The sequence below is a fragment of the Candidatus Nitrosocosmicus sp. FF01 genome (genome assembly GCF_047711275.1).
GTDB lineage: Archaea > Thermoproteota > Nitrososphaeria > Nitrososphaerales > Nitrososphaeraceae > Nitrosocosmicus.
This window is the reverse complement of record NZ_JBLNIG010000001.1, coordinates 45,007-61,927: the sequence shown is the minus strand read 5'-3', so window position 1 is coordinate 61,927 and position 16,921 is coordinate 45,007. Positions and strand designations below refer to the sequence as shown.

Annotated in this window: 15 protein-coding genes; 5 read left to right on the top strand and 10 right to left on the bottom strand. The window is 31.7% G+C overall.

All coding sequences use genetic code 11. From position 1 onward, the window contains the following. Positions 1–105: 105 nt before the first annotated feature. Positions 106–2,202, top strand: coding sequence for a sensor histidine kinase (locus ACMT7R_RS00325; RefSeq protein ID WP_415309447.1), 2,097 nt, complete (start codon positions 106–108; stop codon positions 2,200–2,202). A 623-nt stretch (positions 2,203–2,825) separates the two neighbouring features. Further along, complete coding sequence (locus ACMT7R_RS00320; RefSeq protein ID WP_415309446.1) at positions 2,826–3,434, top strand: DDE-type integrase/transposase/recombinase; 609 nt, start codon at positions 2,826–2,828, stop codon at positions 3,432–3,434. A 1,548-nt stretch (positions 3,435–4,982) separates the two neighbouring features. Here ACMT7R_RS00320 and ACMT7R_RS00315 read toward each other — a convergent pair. Next, positions 4,983–6,245 (bottom strand): sensor histidine kinase, encoded by a 1,263-nt coding sequence (locus ACMT7R_RS00315; RefSeq protein WP_415309445.1) that lies wholly within the window; start codon positions 6,243–6,245, stop codon positions 4,983–4,985. A 476-nt stretch (positions 6,246–6,721) separates the two neighbouring features. Here ACMT7R_RS00315 and ACMT7R_RS00310 point away from each other — a divergent pair, with 476 nt between their 5' ends. Then, on the top strand, positions 6,722–7,306 hold the full coding sequence (locus tag ACMT7R_RS00310; protein ID WP_415309444.1) for an Lrp/AsnC family transcriptional regulator: 585 nt from the start codon (positions 6,722–6,724) through the stop codon (positions 7,304–7,306). 745 nt (positions 7,307–8,051) lie between these two features. On the opposite strand, the gene ACMT7R_RS00305 is transcribed toward ACMT7R_RS00310, so the two are convergent. From ACMT7R_RS00305 to ACMT7R_RS00295, 3 genes are all read right to left on the bottom strand, one after another. Continuing rightward, positions 8,052–8,273: a winged helix-turn-helix transcriptional regulator gene (locus tag ACMT7R_RS00305; protein ID WP_415310524.1), complete on the bottom strand. Its 222-nt coding sequence runs from the start codon at positions 8,271–8,273 to the stop codon at positions 8,052–8,054. Positions 8,274–8,503: 230 nt separating this feature from the next. Further along, positions 8,504–8,719, bottom strand: a complete 216-nt coding sequence (locus tag ACMT7R_RS00300; protein WP_415309443.1) for a hypothetical protein — start codon at positions 8,717–8,719, stop codon at positions 8,504–8,506. A 24-nt stretch (positions 8,720–8,743) separates the two neighbouring features. Further along, positions 8,744–8,911: a hypothetical protein gene (locus ACMT7R_RS00295; protein WP_415309442.1), complete on the bottom strand. Its 168-nt coding sequence runs from the start codon at positions 8,909–8,911 to the stop codon at positions 8,744–8,746. A 2,008-nt stretch (positions 8,912–10,919) separates the two neighbouring features. Between ACMT7R_RS00295 and ACMT7R_RS00290 the strand changes: the two genes are divergently transcribed. After that, entirely contained in the window at positions 10,920–11,054 is a 135-nt protein-coding gene (locus ACMT7R_RS00290; protein WP_415309441.1) for a tautomerase family protein, read from the top strand. Between the two features lie 1,480 nt (positions 11,055–12,534). Here the strand turns inward: ACMT7R_RS00290 and ACMT7R_RS00285 are convergent. The 5 genes from ACMT7R_RS00285 to ACMT7R_RS00265 form a co-directional block, all read right to left on the bottom strand. Continuing rightward, the gene (locus tag ACMT7R_RS00285) at positions 12,535–13,041 is read right to left on the bottom strand and encodes a hypothetical protein (RefSeq protein ID WP_415309440.1); all 507 of its coding nucleotides are present in this window, start codon (positions 13,039–13,041) and stop codon (positions 12,535–12,537) included. Positions 13,042–13,068: 27 nt separating this feature from the next. Next, positions 13,069–13,233 carry a hypothetical protein gene (locus ACMT7R_RS00280; RefSeq protein ID WP_415309439.1) on the bottom strand — a complete coding sequence of 55 codons (165 nt, stop codon included), beginning with the start codon at positions 13,231–13,233 and terminating at the stop codon, positions 13,069–13,071. Further along, entirely contained in the window at positions 13,230–13,379 is a 150-nt protein-coding gene (locus ACMT7R_RS00275) for a hypothetical protein (protein ID WP_415309438.1), read from the bottom strand. The genes ACMT7R_RS00280 and ACMT7R_RS00275 overlap by 4 nt, the downstream gene beginning before the upstream one ends. 1,105 nt (positions 13,380–14,484) lie before the next feature. Then, entirely contained in the window at positions 14,485–14,610 is a 126-nt protein-coding gene (locus ACMT7R_RS00270) for a hypothetical protein (RefSeq protein WP_415309437.1), read from the bottom strand. Between the two features lie 116 nt (positions 14,611–14,726). Further along, positions 14,727–15,212 carry a hypothetical protein gene (locus tag ACMT7R_RS00265; protein WP_415309436.1) on the bottom strand — a complete coding sequence of 162 codons (486 nt, stop codon included), beginning with the start codon at positions 15,210–15,212 and terminating at the stop codon, positions 14,727–14,729. Positions 15,213–15,343: 131 nt separating this feature from the next. On the opposite strand from ACMT7R_RS00265, the gene ACMT7R_RS00260 reads away from it, so the two are divergent. Continuing rightward, the gene (locus ACMT7R_RS00260; protein WP_415309435.1) at positions 15,344–16,195 is read left to right on the top strand and encodes a hypothetical protein; all 852 of its coding nucleotides are present in this window, start codon (positions 15,344–15,346) and stop codon (positions 16,193–16,195) included. 275 nt (positions 16,196–16,470) lie between these two features. Here the strand turns inward: ACMT7R_RS00260 and ACMT7R_RS00255 are convergent, their stop codons facing one another. Further along, entirely contained in the window at positions 16,471–16,731 is a 261-nt protein-coding gene (locus tag ACMT7R_RS00255; RefSeq protein ID WP_415309434.1) for a hypothetical protein, read from the bottom strand. Between the last annotated feature and the right edge of the window lie 190 nt (positions 16,732–16,921).

The window sequence follows — 16,921 nt, the reverse complement described above, 5'->3', positions numbered from 1 at the left end:
GATACAACGAAAAGTAGATCAGAGCCCTCAAAATCTAAAAATCACTCAGATATAGAGAATATAGTAATCAAAAGTATTGGATTTATCAAAAATTCATCATGGCAAATGAACCTTACTCTTGATAAGTCAACTTTATCTGTAATGTTTGAGAATCCCGCTTTCTATAAAGACTCTCAAGATTATTTATGCAGAGGCGGAAAAATCAGATGTATTACCGAGATAACTCCAGAGAACACCCAAAAATGCAAGGAGTTGTTGAATTTGAATTACGAGTTACGTCATCTGGACGAGATAAAATGTGTGATGGTTGTTAATGATTCAGAGTACATGGCAGCTACTGTTTTTGGTAAAGGTCAGCCTATGACACAAATCATTTATAGCAATTCAGATGATGTAGTCGTGCAAGGGCAGTATTTGTTTGAAACATTATGGAGTAACTCTATTTCTGCTTTGAAAAGAATTAAAGAAATTGAATTGGAAATTGAACCGATCAAAACTCAAGTATTAGAAAATGCGCAAGAAGCAGCATCGAATATATATAAAGTAATCATGGAATCAAAGAATCTATCTGTATGCTGTACCGCTGACTATATGCAATTAATTAGTAAATATTATCTTGACATCAATAAAAAGATGATAGAGAAACATCACGAAGGAAAATCTAAAGCTATCAGATGGATCACTTCAATAAATGATAATAAAGATATTGATGTTGTTAATGCATTTACAAGAGATCCCCTAAAGATAAGACATACGTCAGAAAGACTACCAATAAATTTTGTAGTAAGCGACAAATATATTGCTTCCACTACAGAGAACACGATAGGGGGTAATAATTTCTTCTCTCATTTGCTTCTCAGTAATGACCCATTGTATGTTGAACATTTTTATCATATATTTAACAAAATATGGAAACAGTCCGTAGTAGCAGAAGATAGAATTAAGGAATTGACGGATTCGGAATTCTTCAAGGCAAGGATAATATCAAATCCGCAAAAATCTTTACGCCTGATCAAAAAATATTATTCGCTAGCGCAGAAAGACATACTGATCATTCTTCCCTCATTTAATGGTCTGATTCGGATGGAAAGGTCAAAAAACCTAGAAAAATTAAATGAATTGGCATCTGATGGGATTTTGGTAAAGATTCTCATTATACAAAGTCAAGGAATGGATTATCTAAGAGAAATAAAGAAAAATTACTCGCATATTAAATTTAGAACAACCCAAATTAACTTTCCGATTTATCATAGAATAACAATAATCGATAAAACCACAACAATCATACTAAAGATTAAAGACGATACTATAACAAATACACCAATAGCTTTGGGCATCACTACTTTTATTGATGGTCAAACTACGGCTCTATCGTATACAGGTATTTTTGAAACTATATGGAACCAAGCAGAAATGTTTGAGAGTTTAAAGAAAATCAATGAAAAACTTCATTCACATAAGAGAATGCAACAAGAGTTTCTTGGCATGATTGCCCATGAACTAAGAAATCCAATTCAGCCAATAATTGGTTTGACAGAATATGTAAAAGACAAGATAAAAGATAAAAGACAAATAGAGTTACTCGATTCGGTTATCAATTGTGGACAGAAACTTAATGCATTAACTGAAAATCTTTTAGACGTTTCACATATAGAAGACAATATATTTAGCATAGATAAGAAGAAATTTGATCTCAGTAAATCAATTTCAAATATAATAAAGATCTTTGATAACTTATTAAGGAAAACAGGTAAAAAAATAGAATTTAGATTTAATTACTCTGAGAAAGAGTACTTTATTGTAGCTGACAGGAATAGAATTGAGCAAGCACTTTCAAATTTGATCCATAACTCAATAAAATCTATATCAAGAAAACCAAATGTAGAGAAGCAGGGTATCATATCTATAAGAATCAAGGAATTGACAACCACAATGACGACGTTCACAAATTCATCTAGGTATGGAAAAAAGAAAGGACAAATAATTGAAATAAGCATAGAGGACAACGGCCAAGGTATTGACTCAAAAATTATGAGAGATTTATTTAAAAAGTTTAAGTCAACGGATGGCTACGGGCTTGGGCTATATATTTCCAGGAAAATTATAGAGGCACATGGCGGAAATATCTTCGCAGATAAAAAAAAGAAAGATGGAGCAAAGTTTATTATTAGTTTGCCGATGCTCACCAAGGAACTTAAATAAATGAAGTAAATTTACTACACTAGTGTAGTAATTTTTGGGATTGTTCAAGATTGAATAGAATTTGGTATTAATTTTACATTAATGCTTTTCAGCAGAATTCAACTCTGACATATGTCATAATATCCTTACCCTCGATAGTAACATTTAGTTTGGGCGCGCGGGGATTAAGTCCCCAGTGACAATAGGGTTCTAACAGATAGATGGAAAAATTGTATTAAATTCCTTTGGAGAATGATAATCGTTTGTAGTTGCAATTGCTATGTGAAGAAGTAAACTACTAACCTGATCCTAGCTTCAAAAATCCAATAAAGAATTACTTCCATCTCGTCTTGTAAATGATCACTATAGTTTTCAAAGACGAAATGAAAAGATAGTCGGTGATTTATTACTTAGATTTTATGAACCACATTTCAGGCTCACGATGAATTTATAATATCTGTGAGATTTTCATAATTCATAATATTTTATATTGCGTTTTAGAAGGGAAAATCAAACGAATAATACTGCAATAGAGAAAAAATTGAGCATTTGGCAGCTTGATCTGCTTATAAATGGAATCATGTATAGATATGGCTCTGTTAACTTAAGAAAATGATTTAGCTTGAAGATGCTCTATTTCTGTTATGTTAAGCAAAAGAAACAGAACACCTTCTTTAGATATTAGTCGCGCTTTGTATTTGTATTTTCTGGGATTATCAACCAGAGGCGTTGCCAAAGCAATGTTCTTTCTACACAAAGTCAGGAGAAGTCATGTAGCCATATGGAATTGGATTCAGAAACATAATCATCAAAGGATATCATCAAAGAGGAAGAAAATTTCAGAGTACCTAGTAGATGAAACCATTATTAAGGTTGGTTCAGAATACATCTGGCTATGGGTAGCAATAGAGCCTAAGAACAGGCAAATTCTCGCACTATCTATCTCCAAGGAAAGAAACATGTTCGTTGCTGAGAGATTCTTATCAGGTCTAGTTAAAATTCATGGAAAGCATCCTGTATCAACAGATGGTGGAACATGGTACCCTCAGGCTTGTAGGTTCCTAAAGATAAGACATCATCTTCATTCTCCTTTAGAGAAAAGCTTGATTGAAAGAACTATGCAATATATTAAGGACAGGACTGAAAGTTTCGATGATTACTTTCCGTGTCGAAAAGCAAACTGTAAACTAAATCATGTGATAAATTGGTTGAATCTATTTGTATGTAAACACAATAAGGATATAATGAATTAAGTTAACAGAGCCATAGATATATTAAGGAAAATTAATTAAACGATTGTGTATCAAAAGACACAGTCAAATTTTTCTTGCAAAGAAAAATAAATTAAATTTTTGAGTAATAAAGAAACCTAAACCTGTGATTGTATAATATACCGATAATATATGGATAAAGTTATAAAAGAAATAGGTCAAGCTTTTGGTTGTAGCATGAATCGTATTGTATGCTAAATTTGGTTAATATTTCAAAGTCCATCGATCTATTATCAATCAGATAATTAGTTTATGCTAAATGAACTATATTTGTAGTGAAACTATATTTTCTTAAGTTCTCGTCAATAGGAGTCAGGTTCCCAACGATAGGAGGATTCTATAACATTTTAGTAGCGTAAATTCTTTAATCTGATTGAGAATATTTGTGCTCAATATCTGATGCTTTGTTTGAATGTTTAGTAACAGTCTGGGCGTATGGGGATTAAGTTCCTTGTGGTAATGGGGTTCTACACCATATAAAGGAGAGAAATTCATCAAGAATCCTATTAACTTTAGCAATTACTATCAAGTTAAGATGTAATATAATACAGAGGTGTTGTTGTATTTTTTCAAACTGTAGTGTTGTCATATGTTGATTGATGAAAAGTAATTTGAAACATCTATGTCCACAAAATCTCGTAAAAATGATGACGTACCTATCACAAGATAAAAGTAAATATGCATTTCTCATTGTAAACAAATACTCACAATTATTTGATCATAACACTACGAAATAATAGTAATAATTTTTTTTGAATATACACATAGATTTTTTAACCATTAAAAGGAAGAACAACATACTTGATTTATCAGAATGTGGATAAATTAGCGACAAAAAGCTGATAGCATTATTATTATTTGAATGTCTTTGTATATGTTTGGTACAACTTTACATATAAGCTAGAATATAGAAAAAGATTCTAATCTTGGAGTGTGGTAATGTCGATCCCATTTATAATGTCATTTAGTTTGGGCGCGTGTGGATAAAGTTCCTAGAGGTAAGAGAGTTACAGCACAACTGCATTTTAATTTCAGAATCTTGATCAGATTTGTATAGAATAATTAACCACCATAGAGATAGTAATAGAAATATTTCCTATAGTATTATCACGACCCAGATTTACGGTATAAGAAATCATGCCTTAAACTATGAGTTAGTAGGGTTCTATGCTAAATAGATATTGTAAGATAGACAAATATAATTATGATATTTAGTTATTCTTATCGATTATTAAATTGGCTAATTCTTTAACTGATTTGATCAGAGTATTTTAGATTTGCTATTTATTATTGATTTGAAAATAGATACTAATATCAGTATTTCAAAAGTAATATGTAGTGCCGAACTTTATTGTATTTATCAATACAATAAATTCTTTGAACTGATGACACATGTTAGTGCTTAATTTATGGTAGATTATATTCGTTCAGCAGTAACAGTTTGGGCGAGTGGGGATATGGTTCAAGATTAAACCTAATCCACTTTTAAATAAATTATATACAAACAAAATCTAAAGATGTAATCCTTACTCAAGAAGAGTCTTTTTCAGTTGTTCTATCTTTTGTTGAAAGTGGTAAACTAAATACAAACGTAGAACCAATTCCATCGTTGTTGTTAAAAGCCCATATCTTACCACCCATGGCCTCAACCAATTTTTTGCTGATATAAAGTCCAAGCCCTGTTCCTACATTTGAATCTGTATTGAATTTTTCAAATAGTCTTGGCAATATAGATGGAGAAATTCCCCTTCCAGAGTCGGATATGGCAATGTATACATGCTCTGATTCATCCTGATTTGATTGTGCTGATTTGATTTTCAAATTCCTAATCCGTCTTGTTTCATTTTCCTGGATTGCGTCGGTCTCATAAATCAGTATGTCTAGAGTTCCACTGTTCTTGGAGAATTTGATAGCATTATCGATCAAGTTGTTCAATATCTGGTTTAGCCTAGACCTGTCAGCATGGATCCAATATTGCTCATTTAGTAACGTATCATTGATAAAATTTATTTTGATGTTCTTACCTTTTAACTTTTGATCAAGATGAAAATTTAAAAGATCTTTGATCTCTTTTACTAAATCTATCTTTTCTTTGTGTAGCATTATCAAGTCTTTTTGATTAGAATCTATCCTTGCAACATCTAGCAGATTATTGATTAAATTCTCTAGCCTTGTCGCGTTTCTAGAGATACTTTCATGGTGCTCAAAAAGTTTTTTATGAAGTCTTTCTAATTCTTGCGGTTCTAATTTATTTTCTAATTTAATCAAGTGATCAAGCAGTTCATCATCTAATTCTATATATCCTGTTATGGCCTGCGTAGGCGTCCGTAGTTCATGGGCTGCAGTGTTAATAAATTCACGTTCTAGTTGTTCACTTTCAACTAGTTTTTCATTTGCAGTTCTTAGATTATGATATAACTCTGTTTGATCCCATAGACTATTAAAGATAGACAGATATGACGAAACTGTAGGCTTACTAGTGGAATATGTGGATAATCCCGAAGCCTCCCTAAATGTTTGTTTTGAGTCATCATTAAGTTCCACTGTAAGCAAGAACTTTTTATCTACAATGAGAATTGTAGATTTTATCCTCTGTGATTTTGCTATTTCCCTTACGACAATATTTCTATTATATTGTTTGATGTTTTCTTGTTTGTTAGATTCTGATAAATAATTTTTAATATCTCTGTTTAGGGGAGACATTATACTTATGGCGGCATGCTCGTTTATTTTCCTATTCACTAGTTCGATGAATAACCCCTCTCTTGTTAATGCACCAATAGATGGAAACATAATTAGGATCTCCTCCTTTGCATTATTTACCAAATTCAAAAAAATTCTTTCTGCTTCACCAGGATCCTCTATCACTATTGTGATTTGGGAAAGTTGATTATGAATTTTATCTTTAGAATGTATGGTGGACCATGATACTAGAAGAGAGCGAAGATGGTTTAACGCTATCCCCTGTTGATAAGCCCGGAGAATCATTTTTTACTAAAATGGGCTTGTTTTCTTCATAATCATCAGAAAATATCAAATCCCATCATACCACTTGAATTAAGAATCTATGAGTTAAATGTGTTTATTATTTATTGCAATTGGTTCACAGCCGACTTAAAGATTCGGAAGGTAGTTTGCAGTCAAAATTACCAAAGATCTATCGACGGAGTTTCAAAATAACATTTAATTTGATACGCAAAGATAAATATTATTTTTTTGGCAACTCACAACATTTTTAAATTAAAAAAGTAATTCATCATTAATATTATATGCCAAAAAAGTCAAAAAAAACCACTAACAATATTCAAAATTCTTCTGCGAATAAACTTAGGGAGAGAAAAACAGAATTTGCTGCATCAGAAAAGCCGGCTATTTTTTTGGATAGAATAAATATTGAAATCTTGAGAAATATTATCAAGAACCCCGATATCAAATCATCAGAAATATCAGAAAAAATTGATATCCCCCTATCGACTATTCAACGAAGAAGAAGTAGGATAGAAACTTCGGCGGTATTGAAAAAAAGTTTTGAAATCGATTTTCACAAATTAGGATTGAGGGTTGCAGATCTCCTGATAAAGATTTCAAAAGGAGATATCGAAACCATTGTAAGCGATATCGTCAAACAACACTCAAAAAGCATTTTGGAAGTAACAGTACGCCTTGGCCAGCCCGATATCAATTTGGTAGTTAGAATTGCTTACAAGGACAACGACGAAGTATATGGAATCATGCGCACATTTAATACAATTGAACATATTGACTCTATACAATGGTCTGAATTACTTAAAGAAGTAAAAATTGATAAACATGGACTAATAGAAAACCTGTTTTCACGAGTCAAAACTATCTGACGACAAGAATCTTTATTTTATTGAGTCTAACCTCGTCTAATTCCCCATAATAACATCTAAAAGTTTATCGACTTTAGATAATTTAAATGCAAATGTGGCGCTAACTCCATTCTCGTAATATTTTTATTATCATATCTAGTAACACTAAGTTTGGGCGCGTGGGGATTAGTAACAAATTTGACCATATTCAGAGGTCTATTGAAGAATTACAAGGAAAACTAGAGATTTTCTGATACGAAGACATAGTATCTTTATATTTTGATTTCTCATGTGAACTTGCGAATGAGTTTCCTCTATCTTTTAGACAATGTAGAGAACTAAAAGAGGATTCTTGTATCATGATGATGATTTTGATTTATTATCCAAGTCTGACAAGCCAAATCAATGAATTACCATATGTCTAAAAATGATATTTATGGAAGGATCTCTTACGCTCCTGTATGTTTTTTGTTCTCTTTAATGTGATAGACAAACTATTCAAATATGCTTTGGAGTATACCACTGTCATTCTTGAGGACAGTTTTTACAATTTCCGACCATTCTACGTTTTCAACGTGTTCCATTCTTCTAATATGTTGCATAATTTCGAATATCTCGTCGGTATCTTTGTAAACCACAGTTGCAATAAGATTTACCTTTGGACTTCCCCATTCTAATCGTAACTTGTAGTATGTTTTTACGGTATTTGTTCAAAATTTCCTTTGCTATTTCTTCACAATCTCCTTTTGATATGTCGACAAATAGATCAGCACTTCTCAGTGCAAATTTTTTTGGGGTCTATTTCGTATTTATGTTGTAAAAATCCTGACTTCTCAATTCGAGTTCTTCTTCTTTGGATGGTGGATAGAGGGACCTTTAACCTGAGTGAAATTTCAGAAGATTTTATATTATGATTTTTTAATAGTTCCTGCAATATCCGGATATTAATCTTATCAAAAATAATCGAAAATGGTTCGTAGTATGTCACATCATCATGAGTTCTTTTGTCAGTTTTTGAAGTTTTAGTAGTTAAAGATTTATCAATTTTAAGTATTCGGGTCAATGTATAACAATATATAGATATATCCGCATTTAAGGACCAATGTAATTTTGAAGTTATATGTGACCTGTGCTTCACATAAAAGGCAAATTTGATTTTGTGATTTAAATCAATGACTTTAATTTACAGAAACGGCAAAATAATTGGTATAATTGCTACTACATATCCAGCTTAACTTCTAAGTTTTTATGAGGAGACTGGTAAACCATTTCGGACCAGACGATTCTTTCTACTACCTCAAGATTTTTGATTGTAGCTACTAGCGACAAAAGTTTCTTCCCGTCTTTATAAACTACATTGGCTAAAATATCGGAGTTTCCAATGTGGATCTCAATTGAAGTCACTCCTTCAAGTTCGTCAATTCTTTTAGCCACTATATCAATATTGCCATTCTCAAGTTAGATATGTAAAAGTCCTGTCTTGTATCCAAGTTTTTCATAATCAAGTTCGATTCTTGAAGTTATAATGCCACTTGCGAAAATGTGTCTTGCTCTTCTCTGAATGGTGGACAAAGGTATTGACAGGAGTTTAGAAATTTCCCTATTATTTTTTCCTTCGAGCATCAACTGGATAATCTTTGTATCATTATTATCAAGTTTTTTGTGAGAAAGTTTCGTAGATATAATGTAACAAATCCTATATCACCCACACATCGATTACTATTAAGAATTTACTCGAGATATTTGACAAAAGAAGATCTAATTGAAAAAGCAATCAAGTAAGGTATAGAAGTTCACGGTTATACAAAAGAGTTGTTTGAAGAAGAAATAACAGAGAATCTAAGCATTTTAGAAAAGCAATGAAAACTACCTGAATCTTAATTCCTTATTTTAATGTCTATTCACATTAGATAGATTTGCAAACTAAAAGAGTAAAGTAATTGTGGAAATAACCAACCAATCCCCAATAATTATCTTAACCCTAGTGACTCTAAGTTGTAGAAAAGAGAAATTAATCGATTTTTTTATGCCTAATAAAATAGTCAATAGAGTTTTTATGGTGCCATATTTCATCATGTAACCTTAGATCAGAATCGGACATGATACTTAACCCTCCGTTGCATAAACTACACGTAACCCTATGATTGCGGTCGCCTTTTCGTCTAGTGGAATTCACAATATACAGTCATACTTCATGATGATAAAGATTGTTATTAATATACAAGAAAGATATACCGAATTATTTGATTTTGTTGATTACAATTGCAAAAATCACTGACATATTTATCCATAAATATGAATATTACGATCATATTATTATAATCGACATTCATAGAATTGCAGGTTAGGTAATGTGTATGAGGCATTCCTGATTTGAAGCGACGGGTAAAACCCGGTATTGAATATTAGAATCAAATATCGAAACAAACCAGTCTAAAAATGAATCCGGATAAACAAATGCTACACGAATACAGCATTCATCCTATTCGATATGAATAACTCCTAATAATTACGTAAAAATCTCCAACTGCCATTTTGAAAGGCTTCAATATATCGTACTCCATCAATACTGTTTTTTATTCGGGTAGAACCATTCTTAGGATTTTGAGATTGATTTCTCTTGTTGATTACTTCTATTATTTTTCTCACAGTATCATCTATATTTCTTAGTATAAGAACATTGCGGTAAATGATAACATGTGATATTGCTTATTAATGGTGCAATTACATGAGATTATTACAACAAATGGAACAAAATACCTTATTTGGATTTAAAACATGGTAATAGAATCTGAACTAATTCCATTATTTTCGTAAACGGTAACTGCAACCGCATAACCATGAATACCATCTAATATTGCTAATCGTATAAAAGATCATCAACTTTTCTATATCAATATAAATAATTATCGCGTAACCTTGTCTCATATCGATTTAAAGTTCAAAAGCACTCGATCGTGTCTAAATTACACGTCTGTGGTCAATTTATATAATTTTAATTAAGACAATCCTAAAAGTTAATTATCTCTTTTTCTTTAGAATAGCTTCACTTTGAAAATATACATAGTTGTTGCTTTTTGATCGCTTAGGCTGATTTGCAATTGTGGCTTCAGCTTCATTATCATTTATTGACATAATATACTCTATGCTGCAAGTTATTTAAGGTTATATATGAATTTACTAATTTTACTAGATTAAGGTAATCATAGGTGTTACCATCATTCGAATGCACTATTACATACGAATATTGGGTAATCAATGTATGTTAAAGGGCTTAAACCACAGACGAGTGGATAGTTATTGTCGTATATGCTCCAGCATCATACAAAGAACAAATTCTTTCTCTAACAGCAATAATGTTTCAATAACTAAATTTTTTGGTATATAGTGAATAGCAATGGTATTACACCTACAATATACAAGATTTGTATTAAGTTAAACAAGAGCATAGAAATGACCCAATGGTCCAAGATTTTACGTTCATCGATGTATAGTAGGTAAATGACATCAATTTACATACATATAGCATTATCCATTGTTTCTCAAAATAAATTAAGATTATGCATGGAAACTAGCATAAAGAGTCTTATTAGCATCAGTAACAATGATTGCGATACCTATAGTGCGTATCCAAATGTATAATCATAGAAATCAAAGAGAAAAAGATAGATTAGCAGAAGCAATTACTGAGAATATTGAGAGAGAAGTTATAATTGTGTTTACAGAGCCTGCCCATGGAAATTGGTACGCTTCAGGTATACTTCTCTAGAAATACAACATTATGTGTCGAAACGAAAGTAAATTTGATTGAAAATGTTGCTAAATTTATACTAAACGAGTATTTGGTTAGTAAGTATAGAAAATTTCAGATGAATAACTTAAGTGGAGTATAATTGGTTATCCATATTGGCTGAATTTGTGATAAATTCTTCAGTTATCTATGTAGAATCTTATCGTTTGCTGTCTTGAATTGAAAATCATATATTGATGACAAATCAAGAAGCAACGTGTAAATACAAGATTCAAGACAAATCTATATAATTCTCGATTAGATAGTGATTTGAGTGACCTCTGGTGCAACTATGAATCAGATTTGAATCACTATGGGATTTTTCGCGAAATTCAATCATGTCAGGTATATACATTGCACTAAAGATAATACCACAAGTTTTACATTTTAGCATTAGCATAGGCATTTATTTTTTCATTACCATATTCTTTAAACGGGAAACTTGCTTTTAACTTTACAAATCTCCGTTCGCATCAGTATGAGATTTTTTCATAAATACTAATAAACTAATCAAGGTATTTATTTCCAAAATTTTGAATATGACCATTAGTTTGTAACAACAACTGCTTATAGTGGGCAAATTACTGACGGTTATGAGGTATTAATTTAGAATCGGTATCGAATTGCCGAAAAGTATACACTAACGACGATATGTGACATGATTTGCTTAATAGGTGCAAAATGTCATATATCATCTGTACAAAACAAAGGCATACTAATGGTTTAATGACGCCAATACTTTCACTTTACAAGCCTATTGCAGCCAGTGAGATGGAAGATGAAGTTATGAGTGCGTTTTGTAGCAATGAAAAGTCCAATGGTGTTGTACAATAGATTTAAGGTAAAATGATCCATACATGTACGATTAGTTGACAATGAAGAACTAAAAAAGTTTCATTTAGACAGAAATGATATCCTACTGCCTATAAATTCAAGTTTTGAATTAGATCTCATTAACGAAGCAAATGAGACTGCTTTAGACATATTTCCTAATTCCTTATTTAATAAAAAAGTTAGATTAGTCTATAATAACAACTTTGTAGAATTTATCATGGAAATGACGAAAGGAAAAATAATAGTTTTTGGAGACTACGAGCAAAGATTCGGTATTACAAAAAAAGGTAGTCGAAGTCAACGACAATTTAGTTCTCGATATGGACTGAAGTGAATTTGTTTCCTATAAAATAGATGTAATAAGTCATAAGAATTAAGTAAAATCTACCAAATTAAGTTGAGATAATGCCATCTTCCGATCCGTATCTATGAGGGAGAAAAGAATTGGCTCGGTTAACCACAGGATTTCAGTATCATCCAAAGTGATATTTCAAAGCGTAACCCTTACTGCAATTTCACGCTTGATTTAGAAAGTTTATGTTCCTGTTGAGCCATAACGGTAATAAAAATTCACATAAATGCAGCAACTAGTTTTCCTGCAGTTATTGTGAATAAACAGAGTGTATTACTTCTTCTTGGTAAATAAATTAATATATTTTACAACCAAGTTTATTACGATGTATGAGAGTATTGAGGCAATAATAGATGAAATTGTAGCTGCCTCTACCGCAGAATATTCTAGTTTCAATAGTTGTATCAGCAAAAGAAACCTTGCTGCATTATTAACGGTGTCAAATATAGAACTAGCAAATAGAATTTTGATTAGAATTCGTCTAAATGCAAGATAGTTAATTTTTCCTGTAAATCGCTTTGTATATTTTCGTCTATTGTCAATATGAAAAAGGATTGCAAAAATTATCTTATAGGTAAAGAATCCTGTGATCACAGTTATTGCAGAGTTAAGAACATAATCTATGGAATTTTCTGCAATAAAATGTGCAATAATAATACTGGAAATAAAGCCTGCCGAACCCGAAATTAATAAATTTTTGTTTAGAGAAATTGTATTATAATACTTTTGATAATTTCTTGTAAAGAAGCTATTTATTTTTTTCAGAGTTATTTGTTTCACCCGAGATAACTAAAGATATAGAATATGTTACTTATCCTTATTTGCTATTTTCTTCATCTGTTCTTCTGTCAACCTTTTGAGTTCTTCTCTTGAAACATCCTTTTTGTGGGTTGGGTTATACCAGTTATTGCCTGCAAAATCTAAAACTCCTGCACCCCTATCTCCATAAAATTCATCGGCGGGTTCTCTCATTGAAGTGGGCCGGCCATTAGTGTATTTTTGTAAGTCTCATCTACGTTCTCAACATACAGATATAGAAAACAAGGCATTGGTTTCATATTTTCGTTGGAATCAAATAACACGACATTAGAGTCACCAATCTGAACTATAGCATGCATTATCGAGTTTTCTGTTTCAAATCGGTCAATTTCTTTTGCGTCAAATGCTTGTTATAAAAAGTCTATCACCTTTGAGGTGTCTTTGGCTATTATATACGGAGTTACTGAATGAAAACCATGTGGAATTGGATCGATATTTGTCATAATTGATAATGTTTTTTATCTTATAAATTTCAGCTAGTTACATCCAATTGCCAAATCCCACATCTGCTAATACAATCACAAAGAAAGTATTTTCTCAAAACCGGTAAATATCTGTTAATATGTTACCATCGAGTTTTTCATTCAACTGATTACAAATTCATGAAATCTTGAACTATTGTAGTGTATATATGTGGTTTGTCATAACGCGCTTTAGCTGGACAAAAAAGAAGGTAATGGCATAAACTAGGCAAATGTATACACCTTTCCATGATTTCATCTACACACAAAAAAAAGATTTATAACATGAATATAGCCACATGATTCCTTCTTGTATTTTCGATATTACAAATGAAGACACATCATTATTATCATAATCTTCAAATGGTATCTTGGAAAATACATGTGTAAGAAAACTATGAAACGTTTAGTATATAAAGATGGCAGAAAGACAAGGAGTTTAATGGGTCCTAGTCAGAATCAAAGTAGGACAGATTTATGTAATTAATAGTTCAACATCTTCAGGCAAAACCTAAAACTAAACCCCTTTATGGACAAAATTACAATAGTCATAGGGCTTCAATTACAATAACTAACTATATTCCATAGCTAAACAGGATATAGGAATGGCTCGGTGAACCACAGGATTTCAATTTTGATTGCTGCATATCACTATCAAAACCATTCCTAAACTTTGAATTTGGTTAAGATAAGGATTTGAAACGAGCTTTCTATGATTATAGGCTTGCTACCTCGTCAGTTCTTTTGAACTTGTATATATATCCATTGCTTTGATTGGTAATCATTAATAATGTTTCATGTATATGATAACTTGTGAGTACCATTGATAATTTTCAATTGCTGACATGCAAAAATTGTAATCATTCTAAAAAGGAGCACAGATACGAACCCAACGGCCCAAGGTTTTATGATCATCATTGTTTATTTTGTAAGTGCCAACAATTTATGTAAATGATGTCTTCTTCTTATGGCATTTGATTTCACACTCATGATGTTTGCTTGCAGCTACTTGAGCATAGTTCATATTGTTGATGTTTCGGGTCACCTTAACAATTATTCTTAAAGTCAATATTTCAAACTCTCCTCACAATTTCTTCAGACTTAGCAATTGATATTAGATAGTATTTTGATAAATGTTTCAGAATTAGACAGCGAAAAGTATACCTTCAGTTTTGAATTAACTAATTAAAGACCAAAACAGCTACACTCTAAAACCTTTGCAGAGTAGAGTAGCGGGCTTATCAAATAAAGCTGTGAAAATTTGGTTTCCCGGATAGACTTGTAATAAAAAGTCTCTTTAATAATATCAATAGCCACTTTCGGCCATGCAGATTCCTTTGTTACTTCATTTGAAGTTGGGTTATAAATGGTGCTATATTCCAGATCTTGATCAGTAATGCTACAAAAGCAATTCATTATTTCTCCATTGTCATTATTTATCAAGACAGGATTAGAGTCACTAGACAAAAACATATTAGCAGTAATTTTTATTGGTTTTCCATTTTGCAGTATGAGTATAGTATTATCTAAAGTAACACCTAATCCTATGCTCGCATTTTGAATGTTGTTTTCTTTTATTATCTTTGCTGCTTTTATCCAATCAAATATTTTCAAGGATTTAGTATTTGATCTATTATTAGTATGAGCATCTGTATTAAATCGAGCCGACAAAACTCTTTTACCTCCTTTTACCCAAGTGAATATTTCTGATATGACTACAAGACTTAAATTTGATATGATAAATTTTTCTTCAAGTAAATACTAGTCGGTATCTAATTAGCCGTAGGAAGATTTGATGGTTATTGAAGGAATACCTCATTCAACATGTATTTCATAAAAAGAAAGTAATGGCGGATAAGAAGTTGGTATCAAAGAAATTGACCACCTATCTTCCAAAAAATGAACTATCAATGTCTAAATTCGATTCTAACGGGGTATTATCCTTTCATTATTACGATCCGATGGCTATTGCCAGTTCCTTTGTAAATATACCTGAAAGTATGTATGCATATAAGAAAGAGTTTCCAGATATTTTTGGTCAATTAGCTATTGCCTCTCTTGAAAGAAAGCTCATACCCTTCCTAACAGAATTTGGAGCCTTTCAGGAAGGAGAGCAGGTCAGAGAGTATTTAGATATCCAATATAGTCAAATTGAAGCCTTTTTGCTTAATTCAACGATTTGGAATTATGATCTTTATAATACTGAGGAAGGTAAAGACAACTGGAACCTTGAAAACTATTCTTTGTTAGGGTCCGACCGCAAACCCAGGAATATGGATGTAGTTAGCCGCCCATATCCCATGAGGAGCTCTGCTGAACCAACGGAGTTGTTTATTGAAATTGAATCAAAATATGCAGTCATTGGCTTGACTGGCCCTGTGATTTCGGATAAACCTACAGTAATTTATATTCCATATCACTTGCATTATCTACCCCAATTTACAGTATGGACTACTACTGACAATAGCAAAGAGACGAAATGGGATAAGATAAATCAACTACTATACTGGTGTCCATTAAAGAAAATAAAAGAAAATTATTTGATAATAGCAAAGGGAAAAATTACTGAATCAACTTTCGACAACGCTCCTCAAAGGATAAGAGATATAGCAGGTAAAACAAGAACGCTCAACACTGTATCTAACTTTGAATAGTCATTACAATAAACGCTTCAAATATAGGCATTCTTAAGTAATTCCTCGATGCCAACATAGTTACCAAAGACCATACCACTGAGTTGAGACATGCGCTGGGAAAGTTTCTATATTGTATGTGGATTCGGCAATATGCGAAACAAAATTGACTTCAAATATCTATTATTAACCCCTTTTTCAAAAGCAAGATAACTCAACCAGGTTTATACAATTCTATGAACTGACAAGCACCGTTAGTTATGATTTGTGATTTAAACAACTGAAAGTAGGATGGATCATATTTTCCAGTTTTTCCATGATCCGATATAGTCTTTATCCGAATAGCTTACGAAGGACCAATGTCTGTCGCTTATTCGCTTGCGAAGTATCTTAGTCCTTATTGGTGTAACCTTTCCGTTTATAATGAAGTCATAGATTTGTCTTAATAATATTGGCAAGGTAATAATCTTTGTAAATCTGAATAAGTAATAGTTACCGTCTTCATACTTACGGTTGCTTGGTCCAAATGGAAGTATCCAGTTTTCATTTATGGACATAAATTCCATCAATTATCCTACCATATTATTATATGAATACTAACTATTAGGTTTTCTCAATTATGGTAAGAGCAAGTGAGCGTCTTAGAAGGTTAAAGATGAGGCTATTTTACAGCTATCAGATTAAGTCAATGATTAAAAGAATATTGATATGCATATTTCTTACTGTTAAACGTAGGTAAGCCTTTTA

Bases quoted from the DNA above. Each gene is read 5' to 3' on its own strand.
- ACMT7R_RS00315 (WP_415309445.1), bottom strand. From the start codon at position 6,245: ATGTTTCCATCTATTGGTGCATTAACAAGAGAGGGGTTATTCATCGAA.
- ACMT7R_RS00320 (WP_415309446.1), top strand. From the start codon at position 2,826: ATGTTAAGCAAAAGAAACAGAACACCTTCTTTAGATATTAGTCGCGCT.
- ACMT7R_RS00280 (WP_415309439.1), bottom strand. From the start codon at position 13,233: ATGAGAGAACCCGCCGATGAATTTTATGGAGATAGGGGTGCAGGAGTT.
- ACMT7R_RS00275 (WP_415309438.1), bottom strand. From the start codon at position 13,379: ATGCATGCTATAGTTCAGATTGGTGACTCTAATGTCGTGTTATTTGAT.
- ACMT7R_RS00310 (WP_415309444.1), top strand. From the start codon at position 6,722: ATGCCAAAAAAGTCAAAAAAAACCACTAACAATATTCAAAATTCTTCT.
- ACMT7R_RS00325 (WP_415309447.1), top strand. From the start codon at position 106: ATGAACCTTACTCTTGATAAGTCAACTTTATCTGTAATGTTTGAGAAT.
- ACMT7R_RS00255 (WP_415309434.1), bottom strand. From the start codon at position 16,731: ATGTCCATAAATGAAAACTGGATACTTCCATTTGGACCAAGCAACCGT.
- ACMT7R_RS00290 (WP_415309441.1), top strand. From the start codon at position 10,920: ATGTATAATCATAGAAATCAAAGAGAAAAAGATAGATTAGCAGAAGCA.